Genomic DNA, 26318 nt, shown 5'->3' on the forward strand with positions numbered 1-26318 from the left:
GGAGGACAGCATGTACGCTTTCGAATACCACCGTCCGACGAGCGTCCAGCAGGCGGCTGACCTCGCTACTCAGTTGGAGGAGACCAAGTTCCTCGCCGGCGGGCACACCCTTCTGCCGACCATGAAAATGCGGCTCGCGGCACCAGCCAATCTGATCGACCTCGGCCAGATCGCCGAACTTCACGGGATCGAGCGCTCCGGCGACACACTCAGCATCGGTGCCACGACCCAGCATGCGGAGGTCGCCAACTCGGCTGAAGTGCAGGCGGCCATTCCGGCCCTCGCCGAATTGGCGGAGCTGATCGGCGATCCGCATGTGCGCAACCGCGGCACGATCGGAGGCTCGGTCGCCAACAACGATCCGTCCGCGGATTATCCGGCGGCTTGCCTTGCCCTGAAGGCGACGATCGTCACCGACAAGCGGACGATTGCCGCCGATGACTTCTTCCAGGGCATCTTCACGACAGCCTTGGACGAGGGAGAGATAATCACCAAGATCTCGTTCCCGATCCCGTCGCAGGCAGCCTATGCCAAGTTCCGCCACCCGGCCTCGCGCTACGCCCTCGTTGGCGTGTTCGTGGCCAAGCACGGGGACGAGGTGCGGGTGGCCGTAACGGGAGCCGGTTCCAACGGTGTGTTCCGCGTGCCGGACATGGAGCAGGCCTTGCGCCAGAACTTTGCGGCCGACGCTCTCGACGGCATCTCCGTGCCGGCGGACGAGATGAACAGCGACATCCACGCAGACGCGGCCTATCGGGCTCATCTTGTCGGAGTCATGGCCCGGCGGGCCGTGCAGGCGGCAGCCTCTCGCACTTAAGCAGTCCGTCAGACTTGTCCTGGCAGGCGACGACTGCAAGACTGGACGAAGGCACAGAGGTATCCATGCCCGGGGTTTCCCGGGCATGTCTTCTTGTGGAGCATTGAGGCCTGTGGCTGAACGACCCGGTTCCATCGACGAAACGCTGGCCCTTCTGAAGAGCACGGGCTATGTCGCCGACCGTCCGCTCGCGACGGTGCTCTTTCTTGCGCTGAAGCTTGGGCGCCCGATTTTCCTGGAGGGAGAAGCCGGCGTCGGCAAGACGGAGATCGCGAAGGTGCTGTCGGCGGGGCTCGGCCGCCGGCTCATCCGCCTGCAATGCTACGAGGGCCTCGACATCGCTTCGGCGGTCTACGAGTGGAACTATGCCGGGCAGATGATGGCCATTCGCCTTGCAGAAGCTGGCGGAGCGGTGGATCGAGACACGCTCGAAAGCGATCTTTTCTCGGAACGGTACTTGGTGAAACGGCCGCTCCTGCAGGCTCTTGAGCCCGATACGGCTGGCGCTCCGGTTCTCCTGATCGACGAGCTCGACCGCACGGACGAAGCCTTTGAAGCCTTTCTTCTGGAGGTACTGTCAGATTTCCAGGTGACCATCCCCGAGCTTGGTACGGTTCGGGCGGATCACCCACCGATCGTCGTCATCACATCGAACCGCACCCGTGAGGTTCACGACGCACTCAAGCGCCGCTGCCTTTATCATTGGGTCGACTACCCTGATCCGGAACGGGAGCTGGCCATCCTGAAGAGCCGCGTTCCGGATGCACCGGGGCGTTTGTCGCAAGAAGTGGTCGGCTTCGTCCAAGCGATCCGGAAGGAGGATCTGTTCAAGGCGCCGGGTGTAGCGGAAACCCTGGACTGGGCTTCCGCCCTCGTGGAGCTCGATGCGGTGGCGCTCGACCCGGCGCTTGTCTCGGACACGCTCGGCGTTCTCTTAAAATATCAGGATGACATCCAGAAAATGCAGGGCAGCCGCGCCAAGGAAATGCTCGACATTGTCCAGAACGCACTGCGGATCTCCGAGTGAGTAACAATCCTCGCCGAAACGGTGATGGTCGCCTTGCAGACAACATCGCCTATTTTGCGCGGGCATTGCGCAACGCGGGCCTGCCGGTCGGCCCAGGCGCGGTTCTCGATGCAATCGCTGCGGTCGAGGCTGGCCGGATCGGCACTCGCGAGGACTTTTACTGGACGCTTCACGCCGTTTTCGTGAAGCGACATGAGCACAGCATCCTCTTCGACCAAGCCTTCAAGATCTTCTGGAGACGGCGCGCCCTGATCGAGAAGCTGATCGCCCAGATGTCGCCGATTGCCCCCGGAGGCAAGGAAGAGAAGAAGCCTCAGGCGGGTGCCTTGCGTGTGGCCGAAGCCTTGGCCACGCCGCGACAGGAAAAGCCGGACCCGGTCGAGAAAACCGAATTCTCCGCCCATCTCACCGTCTCGGATCGCGAGATCCTGAAGTCGAAGGACTTCGCGCAGATGTCGGCCTCTGAGATCGCGATGGCGAAGCGCCTGATCACCGGGATGTCTCTTCCGGACGACGAAGTGGCCACGCGCCGCTTCCTGCCGGACCCACGAGGCCGGCGGATCGATCTGCGCAGGACATTCCGGCGGTCGCTGCGCGGAGGAGGCGCCGTGATCGATCTGGCCTATCGCTCCCCCGCGGTCCGGCATGCGCCGGTGGTGGCAATCGTCGACATCTCGGGATCGATGGCGGACTATTCTCGTCTCTTCCTGCATTTCCTTCATGCCATCGCTGAGAAGAGGCGGAGGGTTTACTCCTTCGTGTTTGCAACCCGCCTGACCAATATCAGCCGCGAGCTGGCGAGCCATGATCCGGACGAGGCGCTCGCTCGTGCTGCGAAGCGCGTACAGGACTGGGAAGGCGGGACACGGATCGCCCATGCCCTGCACGACTTCAACCGTCACTGGTCGCGTCGGGTGCTCGGCCAGGGTGCCATCGTTCTTCTGTTCACGGACGGGCTCGAACGGGAAGTGACGAGAGAGCTGACCTTCGAGATGGATCGCCTCAAACGCTCCTGCCGCCGCCTGATATGGCTGAATCCGCTTCTCCGGTTCGACGCGTTCGAGGCACGGGCTTCCGGCATCAGGACAATGCTGCCTCACGTCGACGAATTCCGCCCGATTCACAGTCTGGCATCGATGGAGGAGCTCTGTCGGGCTTTGTCCGATAAGCTGACTGAACAAAACAATCCGCGCCAATGGCTGCGGGCGTCATGAGCCTTTAATCGCACGCCGATAACGACATGCGATTTTCGTCGCGTTCCGGCGAACAACGGAGCACCGGCCAATAAGGTGGAAGCTATTCTTGCTGATGCTAAGGGTGGTTACAGGCGGACGCGGAGCTTTGAGCACAAGTCAGATCCTTGTGTTGGACGCGCCCTCCCCATGAAGGGTGCGCACGGTCACAAGGCCCCGCCGTGTCGTGTTAGGATTCTTATCATTAACTCGACTGTCGCGCCAAGAGGTTGCGCTCTACACTCTGCAAGTGAGTGCGCATCGCCGCGGCAGCGCCATTCATGTCGCGATTCTCGATAGCCGTAATGATCATCTCGTGCTCGGCAAAGCTGTGATGATCGGGTTCTGGCTTGACAGGGTTCGAGCGGAGACGGCCCCATGTTACGGCCCGGCGCAGGGCATTCAGCATGTCAAACAGTCCAAGAAGGGGCGTGTTCTGTGTCGCCTCGGCGATGGTGCGGTGCAGGCGGGTATCCCAGTTCTCGTATTGCCGCCATGTTGCAGCTTCCTGAGTCCGGGTCTGGCATAGTCTCAACTCGGAGAGATGCATGGGCGTCGCGGTCAGCGCCGCCGCGCGGGCGATCTCGGGCTCGATAATGAGGCGCGCGCGCATCAGCTCCGCCGGATTGGTCCGCTTGGACAAGGCTGCGATATCGGAAAGGCTGTCGGTGGGACGGTTCCCCAGGAAGGTGCCTTTTCCGACGTGGCGCCAAATCTGACCCTCGGCCTCGAGCGCCCCGAGCGCTTTCCTCAGTTCGGACCGAGTGACACCCAGGGCAACGGCCAGATCCCGTTCGGGCGGCAAGCGCCCATCTTCAGGCAACTCGGCCTGCGCGAGGTATGCCCTCAGCTGGGTGACGATGCCCCGATTGGATCCCGCCTCACTGTACATTTGCATCTGCCGATCTCAACCAATCTCAAATTGGTTGGATCTTCTAACTAAATATTGCACCGCGTCAACTGAAATAATACTTGACACCAATTCAGCCAATTGCGACCAATATAGCATTGGTCGCGAAAGGTGCGACTGAGAGCAAGAGCGGGTGAACCGCCCAAAACAATGGGAGAGAAACATGTTCAAGGGCTTAAAGTGCTTAAAGGCAGGCGCTGCAGTTCTCGCGATTGGTGCGGCGCTCATGACATCGAACGCAGCGGAAGCGGCCAAGGTTCGTGTGGTTTATGGCGACATCCCCAGCGTGGAATCCCTGCATCTCTTGGCGGCCTTCGAGCGCGCCAAGGAAAAGGGTGTCGATATCGAAATGACCTATCTGAAATCCGAGGATATCGCCGCTCAGGCTGTCGTCGGTGGTCAGGCTGACATCGGTGTCGGCGGTCCCTATGCACTCGTTCAGAAGGTCAAGGCTCCGATCCGGATGTTCATGCAGCTTTCAACGCTGCGCTTCTACCCGGCCGTGAACGGTCAGTTCTACAAGACCTGGAAGGATCTGGACGGGCAGGAGGTTGCTGTTCACTCGCGCGGTTCCGGAACCGAGGCCATCATGAAGCTGATGGAACAGCGGCAGGGCATCAAGTTCTCCAAGATCAGCTACATCCCGGGCGCCGAGGTGCGCACAGGTGCTCTGCTCCAAGGCAACGTCAAGGCCAGCATCGTCGATTCCTCCGGTCGCCGTCTGCTCGAGACTCAGGCTCCCGGCAAGTTCGTCATCCTGCCGCTTGAGGGTGTGAACGCAACCGACGAAGCCTTGTTCGCCAACAAGGATTTCCTCGAGAAGAATGCGGCAGACGTCGACAAGATCGTCGAGGCCATTCTCACCACCTGGCGCGAAGTGACAGCCAATCCGGCTGTTGTTTCCGAGTGGCGCGCCAAGTACAAGCTGCTGCCCGACCTGCCTGCTGCGCAAGCAAGTGACATCGGGCCTTATTTCGACGAGCTCGCGAAGGGCAAGGCCTTCCCGCTTAACGGCGGCGGGGTTGCAGCGGCGAAGGACGACTTCGCCTTCTATACCCTCTCGGGCCAGCTCACAGGTGAACCCGCCAGCCTGAAGGTCGAGGACTTCTGGGACACACGTTCTCTGGATCGCGTCGTTGCCAAAATCGGCTCCAAGTGAGGTGACCGGCATGATGGCCTCCTCCCAGGTGAATTCTCAAGTGAACGGCCCCGCGCGGGCCGTTCATCCGCCGACCGGCTGGGGCTTGAGCCTCAGCCGACTATTCACGAGCCACCCAATCGCCGTGAGGGCAGTGTCCCTGGGACTCTTCTTCCTGATCTGGGAGATCGCCGGACGTGTGCCGATCAGTTATGCGTTTCCCACCTTCCTCGAAACGCTTTATGCCTTCGCCTCCATGCTGCTCGATGGCAGCCTCCTGGTGGCTTACGGATCGACCGTTCAGCCCTTGATCATTGGCATTGCCATTTCAGCCGTGGTCGGAGTGGGGCTCGGCATCGTGATGGGCTTGTCACGCAAGGCTGAGTGGCTCGTGGCACCACTGTTCATTGTCCTTCAATCTGCTCCCATGGCAGCCCTCATCCCGCTCATCACGTTCGTGTACGGCATCGGCCTGATGGCAAAGACCCTCGCGGTTATCATGCTTGCCCTGCCGGTGATCGTCCTGAACGGCTACAAGGCGGTCCGAAACGCCAATCCTTCGCTGGTCGCCATGTGCCGTTCGTTCCAGGGCACGCGATTCCAGCAGATCACCAAGATCATCATTCCCGATGCCAGTCCGGTGATCTTTGCCGGACTGCGTCTCGGCCTTGCGGCCGGGTTCATCGGCGTCATCCTGGCCGAGCTCCTGATCACGCCGACCGGGATTGGTGATCTCATCACCTACCATCGCTCAGTGGCTAACTATGCGGAAATGTATGCCGCTGTGGTTTCCATCATCCTGGTCTCGACCCTGACGCTCGCCGCGCTCGAGGCATTCGAGGTTCGCGTGCTGCGCCCTGAAAAGAAGAGAGGCTGACATGACTGCTCCCACTGCTTCCATCCATGCCATGCCTCGGGTTGAAAGCGACGTTGCCGTCGAGGTGCGCAGCATCTGCAAGAACTACGGTGACATTGAAGCGCTGCGCCTGATCGATCTCGACTTTCCCCGCGGCAAGCTCACGACGCTGCTAGGCCCCTCCGGCTGCGGCAAGACCACCCTGCTCAAAATCATCGCCGGCCTCATCGAGCCGACGTCAGGTGAAGTGCGTGTGAACGGCAAGATCATCACCGGTCCCGGTCCGGAACGCGCCTTCGTGTTTCAGGATTTTGCCCTGATGCCGTGGGCAACGGTGATGCGCAATGTGGCCTTCGGGCTCGAGCTGAAGGGGATGGGCAAGGCCGAACGCCAGTCCATTGCCCGCCACTACATCGCCGAGGTCGGTCTCACAGGATTCGAGGACAAGTACCCGCACGAACTCTCCGGGGGCATGCGCCAGCGCGTCGGTCTTGCACGCGCCTTCGCGGTCAATGCAGAGGTGCTGCTGCTCGACGAGCCGTTCTCCGCGGTGGACGAACAGAACCGCCGCAAATTCCAGGAGGACCTGCTGCAACTGGTGGAGAAGGAGCGTAAGACCTTCATCTTCGTGACGCACAGCATCGAGGAGGCCGTCTACGTGTCGGACCGAATCGTGCTGCTCTCGCGCCGGCCGAGCCGCGTCGCACAAATCATCGAACCGAAAATCGATCGAACGGCCTCTCCCGACGCCATCCGCCGCGACCAGGGTTATCTCGATACCGTCGAGGAGATCTGGCAAGGCCTCAAGCACTACGTGGACTGAGGAGAGCAGCTATGACTCTTTACGGCTACCGGGTGCCGATGATGGCGTCCCTCCTGGTCTGGTGCCTGATCTGGGAGCTGGTCGGACAGTCCGGCCTGATGTTCCTGGTGCCGCCGCTCTCAAGCGTGCTGATGGCCGGCGTCACGATGGTACAGACCGGAACATGGCAAGCGGCCGCGCTGATCACGCTGCACAGCTTCGCCGTCGGCATGACACTGGCCATCGTGGTCGGCGTCACGTTGGGCGTGCTGATGGGGCGGTTCAAGGCGGTGGATGAGCTGTTCGGCATCTGGGTCAACATCTTCGTCAGCGCGCCGCTCTCGGCCCTGGTTCCGGTGTTGATGATTCTGTTCGGCATGGGCGAGACCACGGTCATCGTCACGGTCTTTCTCTTCGCGGTGTGGATCATCGTGTTGGACACGCGAGCGGGCATTCAGCATGTGCCGAACTCGCTTATTGAAATGGGGCTCTGCTACGGTGCCTCTCCCTTCGCTCTTTACGGAAAAATCGTTCTCCTTGCCGCACTGCCGGAGATCCTCGCAGGGATCCGACTCGGCCTTGTGCGCGGCGTAAAGGGTGTTGTGATCGGCCAGCTTCTGGTGGCGATCATCGGTTATGGCGAGCTGTTTGAGCTTTATTCACGCAGCTTCGACATGGAGAACTTCTGGGCACTGACGATCATCCTCTTCGCTGCGGCGATGCTGATGTCGGCGGCCATCGAGTACATTGAGAAAAAAGTCGACTATTACGCAGGAGTAAGATGATGAATGCCCCTCTCGCCATGACCGGCTATGTCATTCAGCCGGCACCGGTTGCCACGTTGCCTGTTCAGGGCAGCGACAAGCTCTTCCCGATCCACCGGATCTATTGCGTCGGCCGCAACTATGCTGAGCATGCGATCGAAATGGGGCACGATCCCTCCAAGGAGCCACCGTTTTTCTTCCAGAAGAATGCGGACAACATTGTCACGAACGGCAAGTTCCCCTATCCGGGCAAGACTTCCGACGTGCATCATGAGATCGAGATGATCGTGGCGCTCGCCAAGGGCGGCGACAACATCCCCGTGGAAACTGCTCTCGATCACGTCTTCGGCTATGGCGTCGGTCTTGACATGACCCGCCGTGATCTCCAGGGCGAGGCCAAGAAGCTGGGACGTCCATGGGAAGTCGGAAAGGCCTTTGAAGCCTCCGCACCCTGCGGTCCGCTGGTTCCCGCAAGCGAGATCGGCCACCCGACGTCCGGCGCGGTGACGCTGAAGGTAAACGGTGAACTGCGTCAGCAGGGTGACCTGAACCAGTTGATCTGGAAGGTGCCGGAGATGATCTCGTATCTATCTGGTCTGTTCACTCTGCAGCCGGGCGACATCATCATGACTGGCACGCCGGCTGGCGTCGGCGCGGTCGTGCGCGGCGATATCATGGAAGGCTTCGTCGAGGGCGTCGGGAAGATCGAAGTCGTCGTCGTCTAACCTGTGTCGTCCGTATTGTAACGTCTCAATTCGGGCGAGGGGCTTTCAACACCGCAGCGCATCTCTATGTGCTGCGGTGCAATTTTAAGGCGGGACAACCGCCGTCCAAATCAATCAGGAGCCAAAAGTGGCGAAGATCAAGGTCGCGAATCCGGTCGTCGAGCTCGACGGCGACGAGATGACCCGCATTATCTGGCACTTCATCAAAGACAAGCTGATCCACCCGTATCTCGACATCGACCTGAAATACTACGACCTCGGCGTCGAGCACCGCGACGCCACCAACGACAAGGTCACGGTCGAGGCGGCCGAGGCGATCAGGAAGTACGGCGTCGGCGTCAAATGCGCCACCATCACCCCGGACGAGGGCCGCGTCGAGGAGTTCAAGCTCAAGGAGATGTGGAAGTCGCCCAACGGCACCATCCGCAACATCCTCGGCGGCGTGATCTTCCGCGAGCCGATCATCTGCAAGAACGTGCCGCGCCTGGTGCCCGGCTGGACCCAGCCGATCATCGTCGGCCGCCACGCCTTCGGCGACCAGTACAAGGCGACCGACTTCAAGGTGCCGGGCAAGGGCCGGCTGTCGATCAAGTTCGAGGGCGAGGACGGCACGGTGATCGAGAAGGAGGTGTTCAAGTTCCCCGAGGCCGGCGTCGCCATGGCGATGTACAACCTCGACGAGTCGATCCGGGATTTTGCCCGCGCCTCGATGAACTACGGCCTGAACCGCAAGTACCCCGTCTACCTCTCCACGAAGAACACCATCCTGAAGGCCTATGACGGCCGCTTCAAGGACATCTTCGAGGAGGTCTACCAGAACGAGTTCAAGGCGAAGTTCGATGCGGTGGGCATCACGTATGAGCACCGCCTGATCGACGACATGGTGGCCTCGGCGCTGAAGTGGTCGGGCGGCTATGTCTGGGCGTGCAAGAACTATGACGGCGACGTGCAGTCCGACACGGTGGCGCAGGGCTTCGGCTCACTCGGCCTGATGACCTCGGTGCTGATGACGCCGGACGGCCGGACGGTCGAGGCGGAAGCGGCGCACGGCACGGTGACGCGCCATTACCGCGAGCACCAGAAGGGCAAGGAGACCTCGACCAACTCGATCGCCTCGATCTTCGCCTGGACCCGCGGCCTGAGCCATCGGGCCAAGCTCGACGACAACGCCGAGCTCGCCCGCTTTGCCGCGACGCTGGAGAAGGTCTGCGTCGACACGGTCGAGGCCGGCTTCATGACCAAGGACCTGGCGCTCCTGGTCGGCGCCGAGCAGAAGTGGCTCTCGACCACCGGCTTCCTCGACAAGATCGACGAAAACCTCAAAAAGGCCATGGCCGCTTAAGCGACGCCAAACGCTCCGAGACGACCAAAGCCCGGCCCAAAGCCGGGCTTTTTGATGCCTTCGCCCTACGCATCAAACTCGACATTGCTCATGCTTTATTCTGACAAGACATGACGGTTGTCGGCGATGCTTTTGGATGGTTCGACCCGCCGATTCTCAAAGTGTTTTGCGGAAGACCCATTATGCAAGGGCTGCGTCTACGATTGCCAGCAAGATCCCTCTACATTAATTCCATGCTCATTAGTTAAGCGCTCTGTCGGGTTGCGGGCTATCCGATATTGCCATTTTCCGACACATGTTTGCGCAAATCGCTCAACAGGAACGCTAAGGATAGTTGAGAGCTCGACTGAGTAGCGTCTTTTGTCGCGCCTGGGTGAGGTGACAAGGAAGGCAGTACATCCGTGCCTGTCCTTGCCCCCCGGGCCAAGCGGCCACAGGGCTGACCTAAAGCGGTTCGATGACGGCCTCATGACGATGAAGATGCCGACTCCCCACTTCGCTATTATCCGTTGTGTTCACCCCTGCCCGGCTGGCGAACCCCGTCGGCACTCGTGCGGCGGTAGCGTTCTGCCGGCAGGCGATGAGACACGTTCGGCAGGAGGGCTGCCCGCGCTGTTTTGAAGGCAACCCAGTCAGACACGTCGGGTAGCGCCGGAATCGTGACCCGCTCTCCCTGGTCGAGACCTACAAGCGCTGCATCGACCATATCGCCGGTCTCCATAACAATGTCCTGCGGGAGAGCGTTGATATCGAGCCCTCCCTTTTCCCACAGTTCCGTTCGTGTCACGCCCGGCAGCACGGCCTGAACTCGCACGCCGTATGGCGCAAGTTCGCTGTCGAGTCCTTCGCTGAACGCAAGGAGATAGGCCTTGCTGGCACCGTAGCCTACGCTGATGGCCGGCTGATCGCCCCGAATGGCAACCACGGAGGCAATGTTGACGATGTCTCCCTTCCGTCGCTGTGCCAAGCCGGGTGCAACGGCGCGTGCCAAGCGTGTCGCCACGACCACGTTGAGCTGGATCATCGCGTCGAGGCGCTCCGAATTCATGGCGATCGTCGGCCCGGCAACCGCGATACCGGCATTGTTGACGAGCATGGTGATGTCATCCGAGTAGAGCCGAGTCTCGACCTTACGAATGTCATCGGCATTCGCGAGATCGGCTCGCAAAATTTCGACTTTTACGCCCGTCTCTGCGACGAGTCGGGCCATGAGAGCTTTCAATTTCGCCTCATCGCGGGCGACGAGAACGAGATCATATCCACGGCGGGCAAGACGATCCGCATAAACTGCTCCGATGCCGGCCGAAGCGCCAGTGACCAGCGCCGTTCCTTGTCCTTTGCTCATACCAGGTTCCTTCGGTTCAAGAGGAGGGATGCAACAGAGCCCATGAGCTGACCATTCAGGCCATGCGCTCGACGGCGATGGCGGTGGCCTCGCCGCCGCCGATGCACAGGGATGCGATCCCGCGGGACAATCCCCGGCGCTCCAGCGCATGCAGCAGGGTCACGATCAGGCGCGCACCGGTCGCACCGATGGGATGGCCGAGTGCACAGGCGCCGCCGTTCACGTTGAGGATGTCGCGCGGGATGCCAAGGTCCCGCTGCGCCGCCATGGCGACGACCGCGAAGGCCTCGTTGATCTCAAACAGATCGACGTCTCCCACGCTCCAGCCCACCTTGTCGAGGAGCTTGCGGATCGCCGGGATCGGAGCGGTGGTAAACCAGGCCGGATCCTGGGAATGGGTCGCGTGCCCCCGGATTGCTGCCAGGACCGGGAGGCCTTCGCGTTCGGCGATCGAGCGGCGCGTGAGGACGAGCGCCGCCGCCCCGTCGGCATTGGCGGAGGAACTCGCCGCCGTGATCGTGCCATCGAGCCGGAAGGCCGGCTTCAGGGATGGGATCTTGTCCGGTGAGACCTTCAGTGGGTTCTCGTCCGTGTCGATGACCGTGTCGCCCGTCTTCCCGGTGATGACGATCGGTGCGATCTCGGCTGCAAAGCCCCCTTCCCCGATGGCCTGACGGGCCCGGGTGAGCGTCTCGATTGCGTAAGTGTCCTGGTCGGTCCGGCTGAACTGATAGACCTCCGCCGTCGCCTCGCCGAAATCCCCCATCGGCCGCCCGCCCTCATAGGCATCCTCGAGGCCGTCCATCATCATGTGGTCGATGAGGCGGTCGTGACCGACCCGGTAGCCGCTGCGGGCCTTGGCCAGAAGGTACGGCGCGTTGGACATGGACTCCATGCCGCCGGAGACGACGATTCCGGCCGAGCCAGCCAGGATCAGATCATGGGCAAGCATAGTCGCCTTCATGCCGGAGCCGCAGACCTTGTTGACGGTCGTCGCGCCTGCTGCGTCCGGCAGGCCTGCCTGGCGAGCGGCTTGGCGGGCCGGCGCCTGCCCCTGACCGGCCGGTAACACGCAGCCCATGAGGATTTCATCGACCTTTTCGGCCGCAAGCCCGGCGCGGTCGAGTGCAGCGCGAATGACATGGCTGCCGAGCTTCGGGGCGCCCAGCCCCGAGAGACTGCCCTGGAACCGTCCGAGCGGACTGCGAGTGGCGGAAACGATCACGACCGGATCATGCGACGACATCGGGGTCTCCATTATATGACTATTGACATATAATATGATGACGATAATGTAAAGTCTCCTAGGAATGGAGTGCGACATTGCGTTACGAGAAGGGTCACAAGGAGCAGACCCGCAAACGCGTCCTCGACATTGCGGGAGCGCGGTTCCGCGCCAAGGGCATCGAGGGGACCGGGGTCGCCAGCCTGATGGCCGATGCCGGGCTGACCCATGGCGGCTTCTATGCCCATTTCAAATCGAAGGACGACCTTGTCCGGGAGGCGCTCTCATCCGCCCATGCGAGCAGCCGTGAGGCGTGGGTTGCGGACGCGAGGGCCGCCCGTGAGCGTGGGGAGGACGGGCTTGAGGCCATCGTGCGTCGGTATCTGCGCACGGTGCACCGCGACCAGCCGGAGGCAGGCTGCTCCGTCGCTGCGCTCGCGCCCGAGATCGCCCGCAACGATCCAAAGACCCGCAACATCATGGCCGATGCGGCAAGTGAGATCGTCGCGATCATCGCGGCCGAACTGCCCTCGTCCTTCCCCGAGGAGAAGGCAACGGAAACCGCCTATGCGATCTTCGGGCTGATGATCGGCACGCTACAGCTTGCCCGCGTCGCGACGGATCCTGCTCTCTCCGAGACGATTCTGCGCTCCGGCCAAGAAGCTGCTCTGCGCCTCGCCCGCGAGAGATATGAGAATCCAGTCATGAACCCGCCCAACTCATGAGGCTGCTTGGAAGCGATGAAGGGAGGGTGCAGAAATGGACAGCCAAAAACGAGAGCATCTGTTTCTTGACGATCTGCACGTCGGCCAAACCTTCACCAGCGCATCACACAGACTGGATGCCGAGCAGATCAAACGCTTCGCTGCGGAGTTCGACCCGCAGCTGTTTCACCTCGATGATGAGGCTGCAGCCCGGTCACTGTTTGCCGGCCTCGCGGCCAGCGGCTGGCACACGGCCGCTCTCACGATGCGCATGCTCGTGAACGGTGGCGCGCCCATCGCCGGCGGCCTTGTCGGCGCGGGGGCCGAGATCGCGTGGCCGAAACCGACCCGTCCCGGCGACGAACTCCATGTCGTCAGTGAGGTCATGGAGATCATCCCGTCCCGCTCCAAGCCGGACCGGGGTATCGTGGTTCTGCGCAGCGAAACCCGCAATCAGCGTGGCGAAGTCGTTCAGGTGCTGACGTCGAAGCTCGTGGTTCCACGCGGGCAGTCCAGCGCCAAGCGATAAGATGCAAGCTCGGTCGTTGGAAGATCCATTGGCCACGCAGATGCGGATGCTCCGTCTGCCTCCGAGATATGCCAAGTCCTGACCTTTCTACATGTAAGCATCACAGATGTCTTTCAGGCTCCACCGGTGAAGATCGGCGTGCAGGCGTGGGGCCGTTTTCACCTGGATTGCAACGAACAGGAAGGTCACCGACAGCAGGCAGATGCTCAGAACGCCCAGACCGGTCATGTCGAAGATGAATTGGGGCAGCTTGGGCAACCGATCGGTATTGCCGAGGCAATACTCTACTGGTCGTCGGGGATGGTTACGTGTCGCGAGAAACTCTCGTGGACGACCGACATTATCTTCCGGTGCATCTATAGGAGCCCTCTTGAATGATCATCGAAAGACATGGTTTCTCTCACAACAATCACATACTCACCTGATCCCAACTCCAGGCGATCGTCCTCGAGACCCCCGCCACCGTATACAGGCGAAATTGCCTCTTTCGTCGCGGCCGAATTGAGCGCGATCAGTCTCATCCCCCTCGGCAACGTGATCAAAGCCGAGCAGTTCGCGGGAACCGAGATATTCCATTTGACTTGGTCGCCTTCATAGACCCAGTGGCTGATGACCGGGCCGATCTGACTGCGGTATTCGGCGTGACACCAGCCAAGCGTCCGATTGAACACGGGGCGCATGCGAACTCGCCGGAAGCCCGGTGCAGTTTCGTCGTAGTCAATGCCGCCGACTCGTGAGAACATCCATTCCCCGACAGCGCCGTATGCATAGTGGTTGAAGGAGTTCATGTTCGGACTCTGGAACCCCCGCTCCGGCGTCCAGCCGTCCCAGCGTTCCCAGATGGTGGTTGCGCCATGACGTATCGAGAAACCCCACGACGGGTATGTATCCTTGAGAAGAAGCGCATAGGCTCTGTCGTGCGCACCACTGTCGCTCAGTACCGGACACAGGTGTTTTACGCCGAGGAACCCGGTCTGCAGGTGACCGTCTGCCTCATCGATCGTACGGATCAGGTGCTGCACTGCCCGTTGCTTACGCTGTCCTTCGAGGAGGCCGAAATACAGTGCCAGCAGATAGGCGGTTTGTGTATCGCCGGTAATACGGCCATCGGCATCTATGAACTTGTCCTGGAAGGCCTCCTGAATGGCGCGGAAAACCGACCGGAACCGCGCTTCGTCCGTTCTGCGTCCGAGCACATGGGCGATCCGGGACATCAGATCCGCCAGATGCCCCCAATAGGCGGTATTGACGACGGGGCGCGGCGTGGCGGGGCCGATGTTGAGCCAATCGCCATAGTCACGGTTCACGTAATTATTGCGAATGAAGTCGGGGTTGTGCCGCTCGATGAGATCCATCCAGCGCACAAGCGCCGGGTAGTGGCGCTCGAGGATCTCCTTATCTCCGTATCGAAGATAGATCAGCCACGGCATGATAACGGCGGCATCGCCCCATGCCGGTGCGCCCCTCGGAGGTTCGGTGATGAAGGCATAGGCGGCCTTTGAGGGGGCGATATCCGCAAAGCCGCCGTCCGTCTCCGTATCCTCGACGTCGACCATCCATTTGGTAAAGAAAGCGGCCACATCCATATTGAAGCCGGCTGTGCGCAGAAAGATCTGCGCATCCGCCAGCCACCCGAGCCGCTCATTCCGCTGAGGACAGTCCGTGGGAACCGAGATGAAGTTGTCGCGCTGACTCCAAAGAATGTTGGAGAACAGCTTGTTCACCATGGGCTGGCCGCACTCGAAGGATCCCGTCAGAGGTGTGTCGGAATGGACCGCGATGCCAGTCAACTCCAGATCGTCCGGCCGGACACCCTCGGGAGCCGTGATGCCGACATACTGGAAGCCGTGATAGGTGAAGCGGGGCTCGAAGACCTCCTTCCCCTGCCCCTTGGCGATATAGACATCGGTTTGCGGGGCATCACGAAGGTTGGTCGTATAGAGATCTCCTTCGGGTGTCAGCATCTCGGCGTGACGCAGAACGAACGTGCTGCCGCGGGGCGCCTGGATGCTCAAGCGCAGATGGCCAGCGACGTTTTGCCCGAGATCGAAGATCATTTCTCCGGAGGCGCGGGTGCCGACATACTGTACTGGCAGTTCGAGCGTCTTTCGGATCGGCTGCACCCGCGATGCGTCGAGCTTCGGCGCACGTGGGATCGGATCCCACTTCTCGACCTTCTGCCACTTACTGTCGTCAAAGCCTGAAAGACTCCATCCGGGCTGCTCCAGACGCGCATCGTACTTTTCGCCAATCAGCAGATCCGAATAGACGATGGCCTCGTTGCTGGTTTTCCAGGTTTCGTCCGTGACAATTGTCGCGAAGCTTCCGTCGTCATACTCGAGGTGGAGCTGGGCGATAAAAACCGGCCGCCCGCCATAATGAGCGCCAGCCTTCTTCGGCGACATGCCAATGCGACCGCAGTACCAGCCTTCGCCAACGACCGCTGCAATGGCATTCGCGCCCGAACGAAGCAAGTCCGTCACATCGTAGAGCTGATACTCGACACGGGTGTGATAGTCCGTCCAGCCGGGCGCCAAGACCTCATCGCCGACGCGCTCGCCATTGATGTAGGCCTCATAGACGCCGAGCGCCGACGCATAGAGCGTTGCTCGCCTGATGGGGCGCTGCACTGAGAACTCCGAGCGCATATAATCTGCCGGACGTGCTCGCCAAGGATTGTCATAGACTGTATCGGCAGGCGGCTCATATCCTTCCGGCGGAACGAAGTAGCGCGCGATCCAAGCAGCCCGCCAATCCGACTGATCCAGCAGGCCGGTCCAGAAATCCGACGCGAGGGACAGATATGACTGCACATCAGCTTCGTCCCATACTTCCACGGCCCAGTAGATACGTCGATCGGAAACGAGGCGACGGCCGGCATAGGGGATGAGGATGCTGTCGGAAGATGCGATCTTGCCTGTATCCCAGAGATCTCCGTCACCTTGCCCGACTGCATCGGCATCGGTTCCGACGACGATCCGATAGGCCGTTTGACGTCGGTTGTGGCCGTCCCCTTTCACCGCCCAGGTGAAGCGCGGCTGCCGGCTGTTGAGCCCTCTTGGCTGCTCCATATGTTCGCATTTGAGATCCACAGCTTGCAGACATGTCACGACTGTTATCTCCCATCTGACAAAACGATGAGCACCCGCAGGCCGGCGTCCGAAGAACGCCTGCTGTACAAGGTACGTGGAAGGACGTGTTAAGCGGCCAAGCGGCGTCCGGACTCGGCGTCGAACACGTGGATCAAGGCCGGATCCGGTTTGATCCGGATCGTTTCGCCTGGACGCGCGGTAATGCGTTCACGGAAGACCGCGACCAGTTCGGTCCCTTCGATGTTCAGCATGACCTGGGTTTCAGAACCTGTCGGTTCGACAACCATCACCCGCGCCGGCATCCCGCCCCCATCGAGGTGGATGTGCTCGGGTCGAACGCCGATAGTGACAGGACGCCCATCCGACGCGATCGGAGCAGATGTCAGCGGGAGGCCCAAGCCACTTGGGGTCCGAACCACCGCGGCAGCGCCCTGGGTCCGGAGATCTCCCTTGATGATGTTCATGGCCGGGGAGCCGATGAAGCCGGCAACGAACAGATTGGCCGGACTGTCATAGAGTTCGAGCGGTGCGCCGACCTGCTCGACCACGCCGTCATGCATCACCACGATCTTGTCGGCCATGGTCATGGCTTCGATCTGGTCATGGGTCACATACACCATCGTTGTGCGCAGCCGCTGATGCAGTTCCTTGATCTCGGTCCGCATGGCGACGCGCAGCTTGGCGTCGAGGTTGGAGAGCGGCTCGTCGAAGAGGAAGACCTGCGGATCGCGCACGATGGCACGGCCCATGGCCACGCGCTGGCGCTGGCCGCCGGAGAGCTGGCGCGGATAGCGGTCGAGCAGCTTGCCGAGGCCGAGGATTTCGGCGGCGCGGTCGACCCGGGCCTTGATCTCGGTCTTGGGCGCCCGCTTCAGCTTGAGCGAGAAGGCCATGTTGTCGGCCACCGTCATATGCGGATAGAGCGCATAGTTCTGGAACACCATGGCGATGTCGCGCTCCTTGGGCGGAACGTCGTTGACAACCCGTGAGCCAATCCTGATCCGGCCACCCGATATGCCCTCCAGGCCCGCGATCATGCGCAGAAGTGTCGACTTTCCACAGCCGGAGGGCCCAACCAGAACGACGAATTCACCATCCGCAATGTCAATGGACACGCCATGGAGGATCTCAACCGGTCCGTAGCTCTTCCGGACGCCTTCAATCGACACTGAAGCCATGTTTCTTCTCCAAGAATAGTTTTGATGCAGGTGTCCCTGGAAGCCCTAATGCATTCCTAGCCTTTGACGCCGCTTGCAAAGCCTCGGATCATGGTCCGCTGCAGAAGCAGAAAGATCGCGAGCACAGGTGCAATGCCGACCAGCAGCGCCGCGAAGACGATCCCCCATTGCGTGACATACTGATCGACGAAGGAGTAAATCGCCACAGGAACGGTCGCCCAGTCAGACCCGCTGAGATAGAGAAGAGGCGTCATGAAGTCGTTCCATATGTGAACGCCATTCAGGATGAGAACCGTACCGGTAATGGGCCGCAGCAAGGGAAGAATGATATAGACGAAGGTCGTGAGCTGACTTGCGCCGTCTATCGTTGCGGATTCCTCGTAGGCCAGTGGGATCGTTCGAATGAAGCCGGCATAGAGGAAGATCGTGAAGGGAAGCTGCACACCCGAGTAGAAGAGCACGAGCGAAAATGGTGACCCCAGAAGTCCGATGTCACGCATCTGCTGATAAAGTGGAATCAGCGCCAACTGGAATGGCAGGATCATGCCAGCAAGGAAAAAGATATAGAGGCCGTATCCAAGCCGCGGCGTGCAGCGGGCGATAAAGTAAGCGGCGACCGAGCCGATTGCGACGAGAATTAGCAGGCTGCATACCACGACGGTCAGGCTGGAGAACAGCGCGCTGCCAAGATATGCATCGTTCCACGCAGCCGCAAAATTTCCGAGATACGGCTCGCCAGGGGGCGAGAGAGGCGCCTCCCGCCACTCGCTCTGAGATTTGAAGGCGAGAACGATGATGATGTAGATCGGGAATGCGAAGATTGCCGCAAGACCGATCATTCCGAATTCGAGCAGAAGCGTGCCGAGAGTGTATCGCCTGCTATCCATGGGAGATCTCCCGCTTCTTCAGGAAATGGGTCGCGGTGTAGACGAGTGCGGCGACGAGGACCGAGAAAACCAGGGCGGTCGCGGAACCGTACCCGTATTCTCCAAACTGGAAGCTCGTCTTGTAGATGATCGTCGACAATGTCTCCGTCGCGTATCCGGGGCCGCCGCCAGTGAGCACGTAAATCTGGTCGAAGAACTTCAGGCCCTGGATCAGCGCAATCACGACGTTGATCGTCATGGCGGGAGCGAGCAACGGCAGGATGATGAAGACCAAACGCTGCACTCCTCCTGCTCCGTCAATCTTGGCAGCTTCGACCAGTTCTTTGGGAACGTTCTGGAGCCCGGCAAGAAATATCACCATCGCAAGTCCGATGGAGCCCCACCCGGTCACGAAGATGACGCAGAAGAGCGCAAGGTGAGGATCCCCCAACCATTGCTGCGTCCAGTTTCCGAGCCCAATGGCCTGCAGCACCTGATTGAGCGCTCCGCTCGTGGAGAAGATGTATTTCCACGAGAATGACATGATCACCGGCGTGAGCACGACCGGCATGAAGAAGATCAGCCGGAGGATGTTTCGGCTCTTGATCTGGGTGTCCAAGGCAAGGGCCAGCAAAAGGCCGATGATCACCTTTGAGAGAACGAGTGCGAATGCCATGACGAGAGTCATGGAAATCGCCGAGATGGCCTGTGGATCGCTGAAAATCCGCTTGAAGTTGGCAAGTCCGACAAAGTCGTAAGACGGATCGAGACCATTCCAGTTGGTGAAGGCATATCCCGCGCCGGAGAGCATGGGGTACACGAGAACATAGCTGTAGACGACTAGTGCCGGCAGGATGAACCACCAGCTGACCCCGGCATCGAACCGCAAGGGACGCCTTTTCTCGGAGGCCATGGGTTGAGTCATGTTGACCGTGTTAACGCTCATGAAGCCACCTTTCTGAAAGTAGGTGGAGCTCTAGGAATCGTCCCTAGAGCTCGGTGCCGTCAGCGGGCCTGGAAGGCCTGATCCATCCGACGCAGCACATCCTCAGGTGTTGCCGATCCATTCAGCATTTCTTGCACGCCGCTGAAATGCGTCTGCTGCACCCGCGCGTTCGGCCACTTGTTGTCCATGAACAGGACACCCTTGTCGCCCACGTATGGCATCATTTTCGCGAAGATCGGGCTCGGCTCGACTCCCTCCGCCAGGACAGGAGTTTCCAGCACGCGGCCGAGCTCCTGCATTTCCTTCGGCTGGGACAGGAAGTTCAGGAAGGCCAGCGCGGCCTCCTTGTTGCGCGTCGCAGCGTTGACTCCGAGGCCGTTGGCGAGGCTCATCGGGATCTGGGTTTCATCGGGACTGTCGTTTCCGGGAATCGGCCAGACCTCGAAGTCACGATGGCCAGCGAAATTGAGGAGAGCAAGCGCACTCGGGCTCGTCAGGATCGACATTGCCGCCTTGCCCGAAGCGACCATCTGGAGCGCCTCGTCATAGGACGTTCCATTGGGATTGGGATTGAAGAACCCGCGCCGGTTCAGTTCCAGGTACTTCGTCATCGCCTCGCGCCACCCGTCCGAGGTTGCGAAGGTTGCTTTGCCCTCAAGCATATCTTCGGCAAAGCGAGGATTCTTCTTGTAGACCGTGGTAGGAACCAGGGCGTAGTTGATCAGCTGGGTAACCCAAGGCGTGCCGTTGCCGAGCGCAATCGGCACCTTGCCGGCATCTTTGATCTTTTGGCACAGATCGAGAAACTCGCTCCACGTCTTCGGCTGCGAGAGTTTGAGCTCATTCATGACCCGCAGATTCGCGAATGCTCCGATCATGCTGATGAAAGGCGCGAAGAAGTAGGGTTTCCCGCCTGACAGATAAACATCGTGGAACGCCTTGGGCACCGATTTGGTGAAAGGCTGACCGCTCAGGTCCTGCAGAAAGCCGGCCGGCGCAATCTGCTGCACGGCCAACGGGTTACCGTTGCCGGGCCATACGGTGATGATGTCCGGAGCTGTTCGCGACGTCAGCTGCACGCGCGTCGTTGTCTGGATCTGATCCGTGGCAGCGAACTCGGCTCGAACATTCAGATCCGGGAATTGCTGCATGAAGCGCTGCACTGCAGGCTGGTAGCCGTTGCGATATGAGCTATTGGCATAGACGCGCAGCGAGCCGCTCTGCGCCCATCCGGCCGAACCAAGCGAACTTATCCCGAGAGCGCCGGCACCAGCAGCGGCCGATTTGAGAAAGCCACGACGCGACAGATTCCGCGCACCAATCTTGGATGTGCTCATTACGTTCCTCCCTATGAAAGTGCCTGCAGGCACGTTCCGATTATTGTCTGGTACGGTCCGACGATCTGCGCCGTCTTCAATCACTCAGATCCAGCCGCTTCGCTTAAAAGCGCTGCTCAACAGCTGTGAGGTTCATATGCCAAAATGCTTCAATAATAATCTAAATCCGTCAAGAACAATCTTTAGTGTCCATACCGGGCTTGACAAGTATCCGCCTCAGTCCAAGGATTAAAGAAAAAGCGGCTTCGATGAGCCTTCGGGAGGGATCATGCTCGAAGTTGAGCGGCAGCGAATGATATTAAAGCGCGTGAATGAGCGTTCGGTCGTTAGCGTGTCCGACCTCATGGATCTTCTCGACGTTTCCGAGGCAACGATCCGCCGCGATATCCAATCCTTGGCAGAAGCTGGACAGCTGCGTCGGGTGCGTGGAGGCGTCGAAGCCTTGCACCCAAGGCACAGCACTTACTTGGCCGGCGTTCCCTTCAATCTGGCCGAAAGCGTCAATATCCCTCAAAAACGCGCAATCGCCAAAGCGGCCGCGGCCCTGGTTGAGCCCGGCGAGGCAATCATCATCAATGGTGGAACGACCACCATGCGCCTCGCCGAACATATTCGCGATATGGAGATCGATGTTCTCACCAACTCCTTCCCGATCGCATCACTCCTCTTCCCTAAAGGGCGGGCGCGCATCACGCTCCCTGGCGGCACACTCTACCCTGAGCAGAACATCATTCTCAGCCCCTTCGAGGATGATGCAGTGCAGCATTTCTGGGCATCGAAGCTGTTCACCGGAGCTTTCGGCATCAGCCGCGTGGGCTTGATGGAAGCGGATCCGTTGATCGTTCATGCAACGCGGAAGCTTTTGCGCCAGGCAGAGCGAATTGTCGTTCTCGCAGACAGCAGCAAGCTTCGCCGACAATCAGCGATCATTGTTGCTCCGCTGGAAAAGATCTCCACCCTGGTCACTGACAGTGGCGCCACGGAGGCGATGCTGGAACCGTTCCGCGAGGCCGGCGTCGAGGTCGTCCTGGCGGAGGCTGATCCGAAGGCCGATAAGGATTTCAGCGAGGTCGCCTGAGCGACCGGCTGCGCCTCAGTGCGACTCTGTCTCCCCCCAGACAACATCTGCCCCATTCAAGCATTGACGAGGAGCTACCGATGCCCGCGACCTCCATCAGCACGATTTCAGAAGTCGAGCGCGCGTTCGCATCCCCGCCAGATGACAGCCGCATCATGATGCGCTGGTGGTGGTTCGGCCCCGCCGTCGAGGAGGCTCAGCTTCTTGCCGAGATGAGGGCCATGAAAGCGGCCGGCATCGGCGGTTTTGAAGTGGCGGTGCTCTATCCACTAACGCTGGATCAGCCGGAACGCGGGATCCGCAACTACCCCTATATGTCAGGCACGTTTCTCGACCGCATCCGCTTCGTATCCCGCATGGCCCTGGAACTCGGTCTTCGCATGGATGTCACGATCGGCAGCGGCTGGTCCTATGGCGGGCCCCACATCACGCCGGAGCTGGCGGCGGCGCGGCTGCGATCCGACATCCGGGAGATCATCGGACGGCAGAATGCCATCAGCCGACCCATGCCCTACGACAATGAAGAACTGGTTGCGGCCCTAATCGGCCGCGGCTCGAAGCAGGAGATGCCGCACTTCTATGATGTGCTCGATATTTCCGGGGATGGTCCCATTCCGATCCCGGCCGGCGACGGCCCTCGGATCATCGCATTCTACTTCTCGAGCAAGACCGGTCAGGCGGTCAAACGCGCAGCCGTCGGGGCGGAAGGCTATGTCCTCGACCACATGAACCGAGCCGCGGTCGAGAGGCATCTGGAGGAGATCGGAGACAAGATCCTGGACGCCGCCGAACCGGGCAGCATCCATGCCATTTTCTGCGACAGCCTGGAGGTTTATGAGGCGAACTGGACGGAGAACATGCTCGCCGAATTCAAGAAGCGGCGAGGTTACGATATCAAACCTTTCCTGCCCTTCATCGAATTCGAAGCAGGCGATCGCTACACGGAAATCCGACGGGATTTCGGTCGCACGATCTCGGAGCTGTACGAGGAAAACTTCCTCGTTCCCATGCGCGAATGGGCGGAAAAGCGGCGGGTGCTGTTCCGCATGCAGAATTACGGTATGCCGCCGACAACGCTCGCGAGTCATAAGCACCTTCATTTGATCGAAGGTGAAAGCTGGGGCTGGCCAGGCCTGCCTGAGACCAAATGGGCTTCATCGGCCGCGCATCTGCTCAATGTTCCCGTGACATCATCGGAGACATGGACATGGGCGCATTCTCCGTCGTTCCGTGCGACGCCCCTTGATCTGAAGGGCGAGGCCGATCAACACTTCCTTTTGGGCATCAATCAGCTCATTGGGCATGGCTGGCCCTATTCTCCGTCACACGCAGGCGAGCCAGGCTGGGCATTGTATGCTGCTGCGGCGCTGTCGAATAAGAATCCCTGGTGGCCCGTCATGCCGGACCTCGCCGCCTATCTCCACAGGGTGAGCTATGTTCTTCGTCAGGGAAAGCCTCGCGCGGAGGTCGCTCTTTATGCTCCGTCGGAAGACGCCTGGGGAGCGTTTAAGCCGGGCGAGCGGGCCTACCTGAATCTCTGGAGGCAAATCCAGAACTATATCGGCCCTGGGGTTTTCGAAGCCATCGGTCAGGCCGGCCACGACTTCGACCTATTCGACGACGGAACACTCACTGAGGCTACGGCAAAGCAGTATTCTTGCGTGATCCTTCCGCATGTGCGGTTCATGCCAGAGGCGACGAAAGCCTGGCTTAAAGAATTCGCCGCGAATGGCGGCGAGATCATTGCCGTGTCGCGCGTGCCGGAAGGAAATTGGCCGGATCTTGACGTCGTCGATGTGTCTGAGTTGGCCGCACGTCTTGCTTGGCAAGTTCCGCCGAGCCTCGCCTTAAGCGAGGCATCCCCAACTGTGGGATTCGTGCGGCGGCAACTCGCCGATGCCGACATCTATTTTGTCGCGAACACGGGCAACAATCCGGTTGAGACAAAGGCCCGCTTTGCGTCAGCCTTCCGCCATATCGAGATCTGGGATCCGATGAGCGGCGAGATATCCCAGGTTCCCGGAAACTCGGCGGCGCTTCAGCTTGAGCCCTATGGATCCACCCTCGTCGTTCTGCGCAAGGAAAAGAGCTCCAATGCGGCGAAACCTCGCCGTTCCATTCAGCGATCGGCGGAGATCCGCAATGAATGGAAGCTTGATGCGGTGGGAACCCGCGAGCGGTCGACCGTTCTCCCGCATTCCTGGGCCGGTGACAGCGATATGCGGCACTATTCCGGCCCGGTCAGATACCGCACCATCGTGGACTGGAGCCAAGCTCGCGCCGCGGGCGATCGCATCGTTCTCGATTTTGGAGATGTCGCTCCCTCTGAAAGGGAGATGGTGGGTGGCGCTCCGCTGCGAGGCAAATCCTACGCCGCCCTTGTCTCGACGCCCATACGGGATGCGGCAACAATCTACGTCAACGGCAAGCGTATCGGCTCCTTGTGGGCTCCCCCGTTCCGAATCGATGTGACGAACGCGTGGGTTGAGGGAAGCAACGAGATCGTTGTCGAAGTTTACAACACGGCGATCAATCTGCTTTCCGAAGGCGGACGATTGCCCGATGTGGCGGCTTTGACTGAGCGTTACGGCCAGCGAGCTCGCATCCAGGACATGGACAGCATTAGCCCCCTCCCCTCCGGTATTCTCTCGGTACCGCGGATTGTCTTGGAGCGCTGAAAGGCCTCGATCGGCACTCAAGGACGAAAATTGATCTTCGCAGGATGGACTGGTGAGCCCATCCTCCCCTCACATTGCTCGCGTAAGCTACTATTGCAATTGGGAACACCGCCTAGAGATTAGCGAGGATCACACGCTTCGCGGGATAGGGCATTGCTTGGCCTCCCCCCGAGTTGGCGGAAGAGAACCTGCACGTATGAGAATGTCATGCCCGCTCCCCACTGAACTTCGACTTCGGGCCGCCCATAATGCGTTTCAAGGTGCCGATTACAATGGTCGAGCAACTCGGCCTGCAAGCGCTGCATCGCGTCCGCTCACGGGTTGGCTCCGCGGATTGCCTGAATAAGAGCGGTTTCGGGGAAACAGGTCTGATCCAGGCGGCTTTTGGCCTGCCATTGCCCGATTGCTGTGCGCGTTGCAAAGCCAACCAGGCCATCGACCTTTCCGACATCATAACCGTGCCCCTTCAGGCGCTCCTGCATGGCCTGGAGATCGCTGCGTTTCATGGCATCTGTCGGCCGCCACTGCCCGGCGAAAGCCGAGGCACCGCTCATGCGATCGGCGAGATGGCCGATGAAGAGCGCGTACAGATCGGACTCGTTGTACTGCTTGAGGACGTAGAAATTCTCGGAGACCAGAAAGGATGGTCCCAGGCGGCCTGCGGGCATCACCAGGAAAGCAGTTGTATTGCCATTCCACGCGGGCCAGGCGTCGCCGCTGGAAGGTGTCAGGCCGAGCCGCAGCCATTCCTGCACGGATCTGCCCCGTCGTGGCCCTTCGAGCGTACAGGAGACGGCCTGCGGCAGGCTCACCTCCAAGCCCCAGCGCGAATCCGGTTTCCAGCCATGCTCGCGCAGATAGTTCGCGATGGACGCGAGACTGTCCGGCACCGAGTGCCAAACATCCCTCCGTCCGTCCGCATCAGCGTCAACGGCATAGCGCAGGAACTTCGAAGGAAGGAGCTGCGGCTGTCCCATGGCTCCGGCCCAGGACGACAGCAGGGTCTCGCCGGAAAAATGATCCTCCTCGAGGATCACCAGAGCGGCCAGGAGCTCCGGATAATACAGTGCACGCCGGCGTCCCATGAAAGCCTGCGTGGCCAGAACCCGCAGTGCCTGGTGCCGCGCCGCGACACGGCCGAAATGCGACTCCCTTCCCCAGATTGCGACGACGATCTCCCGTGGCACGCCGTATCGTCGCTCGATGTCGTCGAGCACAGCGTTCCACTGCCTGAGGAGTTCGCCGCCACGCTTCGCGAGAGATGCGAGCTGAGCCTCGGCGAAATAGCGGCCGGGATGCTGAAACTCTGCTTGACGTTGATCATCGGACGGAGCCGTCCGGCCGGGCGGCTGAAGCTCTGGGAGATCCCAGTCGAGCCTCATCGCCGACAGGTTCCGCTCGAAAGTTTCCCGGGAGACACCCTGTTTGTGCGCATCGGGCCAGACGGTCTGCCTGAGCCAGTCTTGGAACTGTGCCTCGGTGGCAAGATGTGTGCCCGACCGTTGTCCTTGTGCTGACGAAATTCCTGGCTTCGCAATGGCACACGCGAGAAGGGCCACAAGAACTGCGACTGAAAAGCGGATAAGGCGGACCGACACCGGCATGGCCGAGAGTCTAGCGCACGACCGACTAAGAGGAAGTGCTTCCTCCCGAACAAAAGAATTTTTCAGCACGATCGGCCAGCAGCGGACAGCCCCCTCTTACCAATCTCCGAATTCGGCATAAAG

23 protein-coding genes are annotated in these 26318 nt (G+C 60.4%); 13 read left to right on the forward strand and 10 right to left on the reverse strand.

The window, feature by feature from the left end:
- Positions 1-10 precede the first annotated feature (10 nt).
- From JO965_RS23965 to JO965_RS23975, 3 genes are all read left to right on the forward strand, one after another.
- Entirely contained in the window at positions 11-817 is an 807-nt protein-coding gene (locus JO965_RS23965; protein WP_203441434.1) for a xanthine dehydrogenase family protein subunit M, read from the forward strand.
- Between the two features lie 112 nt (positions 818-929).
- The gene (locus tag JO965_RS23970; RefSeq protein WP_246776670.1) at positions 930-1844 is read left to right on the forward strand and encodes a MoxR family ATPase; all 915 of its coding nucleotides are present in this window, start codon (positions 930-932) and stop codon (positions 1842-1844) included.
- A complete protein-coding gene (locus tag JO965_RS23975; RefSeq protein ID WP_203441436.1) occupies positions 1841-3058 on the forward strand; it encodes a VWA domain-containing protein in 1218 nt (405 codons plus the stop codon). Before JO965_RS23970 ends, JO965_RS23975 begins: the two co-directional genes overlap by 4 nt.
- 223 nt (positions 3059-3281) lie before the next feature.
- Here JO965_RS23975 and JO965_RS23980 read toward each other — a convergent pair whose 3' ends face one another.
- Positions 3282-3974: a FadR/GntR family transcriptional regulator gene (locus JO965_RS23980; RefSeq protein ID WP_203441437.1), complete on the reverse strand. Its 693-nt coding sequence runs from the start codon at positions 3972-3974 to the stop codon at positions 3282-3284.
- A gap of 175 nt (positions 3975-4149) precedes the next feature.
- Between JO965_RS23980 and JO965_RS23985 the strand changes: the two genes are divergently transcribed.
- From JO965_RS23985 to JO965_RS24010, 6 genes are all read left to right on the forward strand, one after another.
- Positions 4150-5145 (forward strand): ABC transporter substrate-binding protein, encoded by a 996-nt coding sequence (locus tag JO965_RS23985; RefSeq protein WP_203441438.1) that lies wholly within the window; start codon positions 4150-4152, stop codon positions 5143-5145.
- Positions 5146-5155: 10 nt separating this feature from the next.
- Positions 5156-6001 carry an ABC transporter permease gene (locus JO965_RS23990; protein WP_246776671.1) on the forward strand — a complete coding sequence of 282 codons (846 nt, stop codon included), beginning with the start codon at positions 5156-5158 and terminating at the stop codon, positions 5999-6001.
- A gap of 1 nt (position 6002) precedes the next feature.
- Positions 6003-6803 carry an ABC transporter ATP-binding protein gene (locus tag JO965_RS23995; protein WP_203441439.1) on the forward strand — a complete coding sequence of 267 codons (801 nt, stop codon included), beginning with the start codon at positions 6003-6005 and terminating at the stop codon, positions 6801-6803.
- 11 nt (positions 6804-6814) lie between these two features.
- The gene (locus JO965_RS24000; RefSeq protein WP_203441440.1) at positions 6815-7567 is read left to right on the forward strand and encodes an ABC transporter permease; all 753 of its coding nucleotides are present in this window, start codon (positions 6815-6817) and stop codon (positions 7565-7567) included.
- Positions 7567-8271 (forward strand): fumarylacetoacetate hydrolase family protein, encoded by a 705-nt coding sequence (locus JO965_RS24005; RefSeq protein WP_203444333.1) that lies wholly within the window; start codon positions 7567-7569, stop codon positions 8269-8271. Before JO965_RS24000 ends, JO965_RS24005 begins: the two co-directional genes overlap by 1 nt.
- Before the next feature lie 127 nt (positions 8272-8398).
- A complete protein-coding gene (locus tag JO965_RS24010) occupies positions 8399-9613 on the forward strand; it encodes an NADP-dependent isocitrate dehydrogenase (RefSeq protein ID WP_203441441.1) in 1215 nt (404 codons plus the stop codon).
- A 502-nt stretch (positions 9614-10115) separates the two neighbouring features.
- Here the strand turns inward: JO965_RS24010 and JO965_RS24015 are convergent.
- Positions 10116-10958, reverse strand: a complete 843-nt coding sequence (locus JO965_RS24015; protein ID WP_203441442.1) for an SDR family oxidoreductase — start codon at positions 10956-10958, stop codon at positions 10116-10118.
- 55 nt (positions 10959-11013) lie between these two features.
- Complete coding sequence (locus JO965_RS24020) at positions 11014-12204, reverse strand: acetyl-CoA C-acyltransferase (RefSeq protein WP_203441443.1); 1191 nt, start codon at positions 12202-12204, stop codon at positions 11014-11016.
- Between the two features lie 77 nt (positions 12205-12281).
- Here JO965_RS24020 and JO965_RS24025 point away from each other — a divergent pair, with 77 nt between their 5' ends.
- Together JO965_RS24025 and JO965_RS24030 are read left to right on the forward strand one after the other, a co-directional pair.
- The gene (locus tag JO965_RS24025) at positions 12282-12908 is read left to right on the forward strand and encodes a TetR/AcrR family transcriptional regulator (protein ID WP_203441444.1); all 627 of its coding nucleotides are present in this window, start codon (positions 12282-12284) and stop codon (positions 12906-12908) included.
- Positions 12909-12942: 34 nt separating this feature from the next.
- Positions 12943-13416, forward strand: a complete 474-nt coding sequence (locus JO965_RS24030) for a MaoC family dehydratase (protein ID WP_203441445.1) — start codon at positions 12943-12945, stop codon at positions 13414-13416.
- An 87-nt stretch (positions 13417-13503) separates the two neighbouring features.
- Here the strand turns inward: JO965_RS24030 and JO965_RS24035 are convergent, their stop codons facing one another.
- The 6 genes from JO965_RS24035 to JO965_RS24060 all read right to left on the reverse strand — a co-directional run bounded on the left by JO965_RS24035 (position 13504) and on the right by JO965_RS24060 (position 20835).
- Positions 13504-13674 carry a hypothetical protein gene (locus JO965_RS24035; protein ID WP_203441446.1) on the reverse strand — a complete coding sequence of 57 codons (171 nt, stop codon included), beginning with the start codon at positions 13672-13674 and terminating at the stop codon, positions 13504-13506.
- Positions 13675-13772: 98 nt separating this feature from the next.
- Positions 13773-16487: an alpha-L-rhamnosidase gene (locus JO965_RS24040; RefSeq protein ID WP_203441447.1), complete on the reverse strand. Its 2715-nt coding sequence runs from the start codon at positions 16485-16487 to the stop codon at positions 13773-13775.
- A gap of 128 nt (positions 16488-16615) precedes the next feature.
- Complete coding sequence (locus JO965_RS24045) at positions 16616-17686, reverse strand: ABC transporter ATP-binding protein (protein WP_203441448.1); 1071 nt, start codon at positions 17684-17686, stop codon at positions 16616-16618.
- A 56-nt stretch (positions 17687-17742) separates the two neighbouring features.
- Positions 17743-18573, reverse strand: a complete 831-nt coding sequence (locus JO965_RS24050) for a carbohydrate ABC transporter permease (RefSeq protein ID WP_203441449.1) — start codon at positions 18571-18573, stop codon at positions 17743-17745.
- Positions 18566-19498 carry a carbohydrate ABC transporter permease gene (locus tag JO965_RS24055; RefSeq protein WP_203441450.1) on the reverse strand — a complete coding sequence of 311 codons (933 nt, stop codon included), beginning with the start codon at positions 19496-19498 and terminating at the stop codon, positions 18566-18568. The genes JO965_RS24050 and JO965_RS24055 overlap by 8 nt, the downstream gene beginning before the upstream one ends.
- A gap of 59 nt (positions 19499-19557) precedes the next feature.
- Positions 19558-20835: an ABC transporter substrate-binding protein gene (locus tag JO965_RS24060; protein WP_203444334.1), complete on the reverse strand. Its 1278-nt coding sequence runs from the start codon at positions 20833-20835 to the stop codon at positions 19558-19560.
- A 307-nt stretch (positions 20836-21142) separates the two neighbouring features.
- On the opposite strand from JO965_RS24060, the gene JO965_RS24065 reads away from it, so the two are divergent.
- On the forward strand, positions 21143-21913 hold the full coding sequence (locus JO965_RS24065; RefSeq protein WP_246776672.1) for a DeoR/GlpR family DNA-binding transcription regulator: 771 nt from the start codon (positions 21143-21145) through the stop codon (positions 21911-21913).
- An 80-nt stretch (positions 21914-21993) separates the two neighbouring features.
- Positions 21994-24591 carry a glycosyl hydrolase gene (locus JO965_RS24070; protein WP_203441452.1) on the forward strand — a complete coding sequence of 866 codons (2598 nt, stop codon included), beginning with the start codon at positions 21994-21996 and terminating at the stop codon, positions 24589-24591.
- 314 nt (positions 24592-24905) lie between these two features.
- Here JO965_RS24070 and JO965_RS24075 read toward each other — a convergent pair whose 3' ends face one another.
- Positions 24906-26195 (reverse strand): lytic murein transglycosylase, encoded by a 1290-nt coding sequence (locus JO965_RS24075; RefSeq protein ID WP_203441453.1) that lies wholly within the window; start codon positions 26193-26195, stop codon positions 24906-24908.
- Positions 26196-26318 lie beyond the last annotated feature (123 nt).

This window comes from Microvirga sp. VF16 (assembly GCF_016864375.1).
In the GTDB taxonomy this organism is placed as follows: domain Bacteria; phylum Pseudomonadota; class Alphaproteobacteria; order Rhizobiales; family Beijerinckiaceae; genus Microvirga.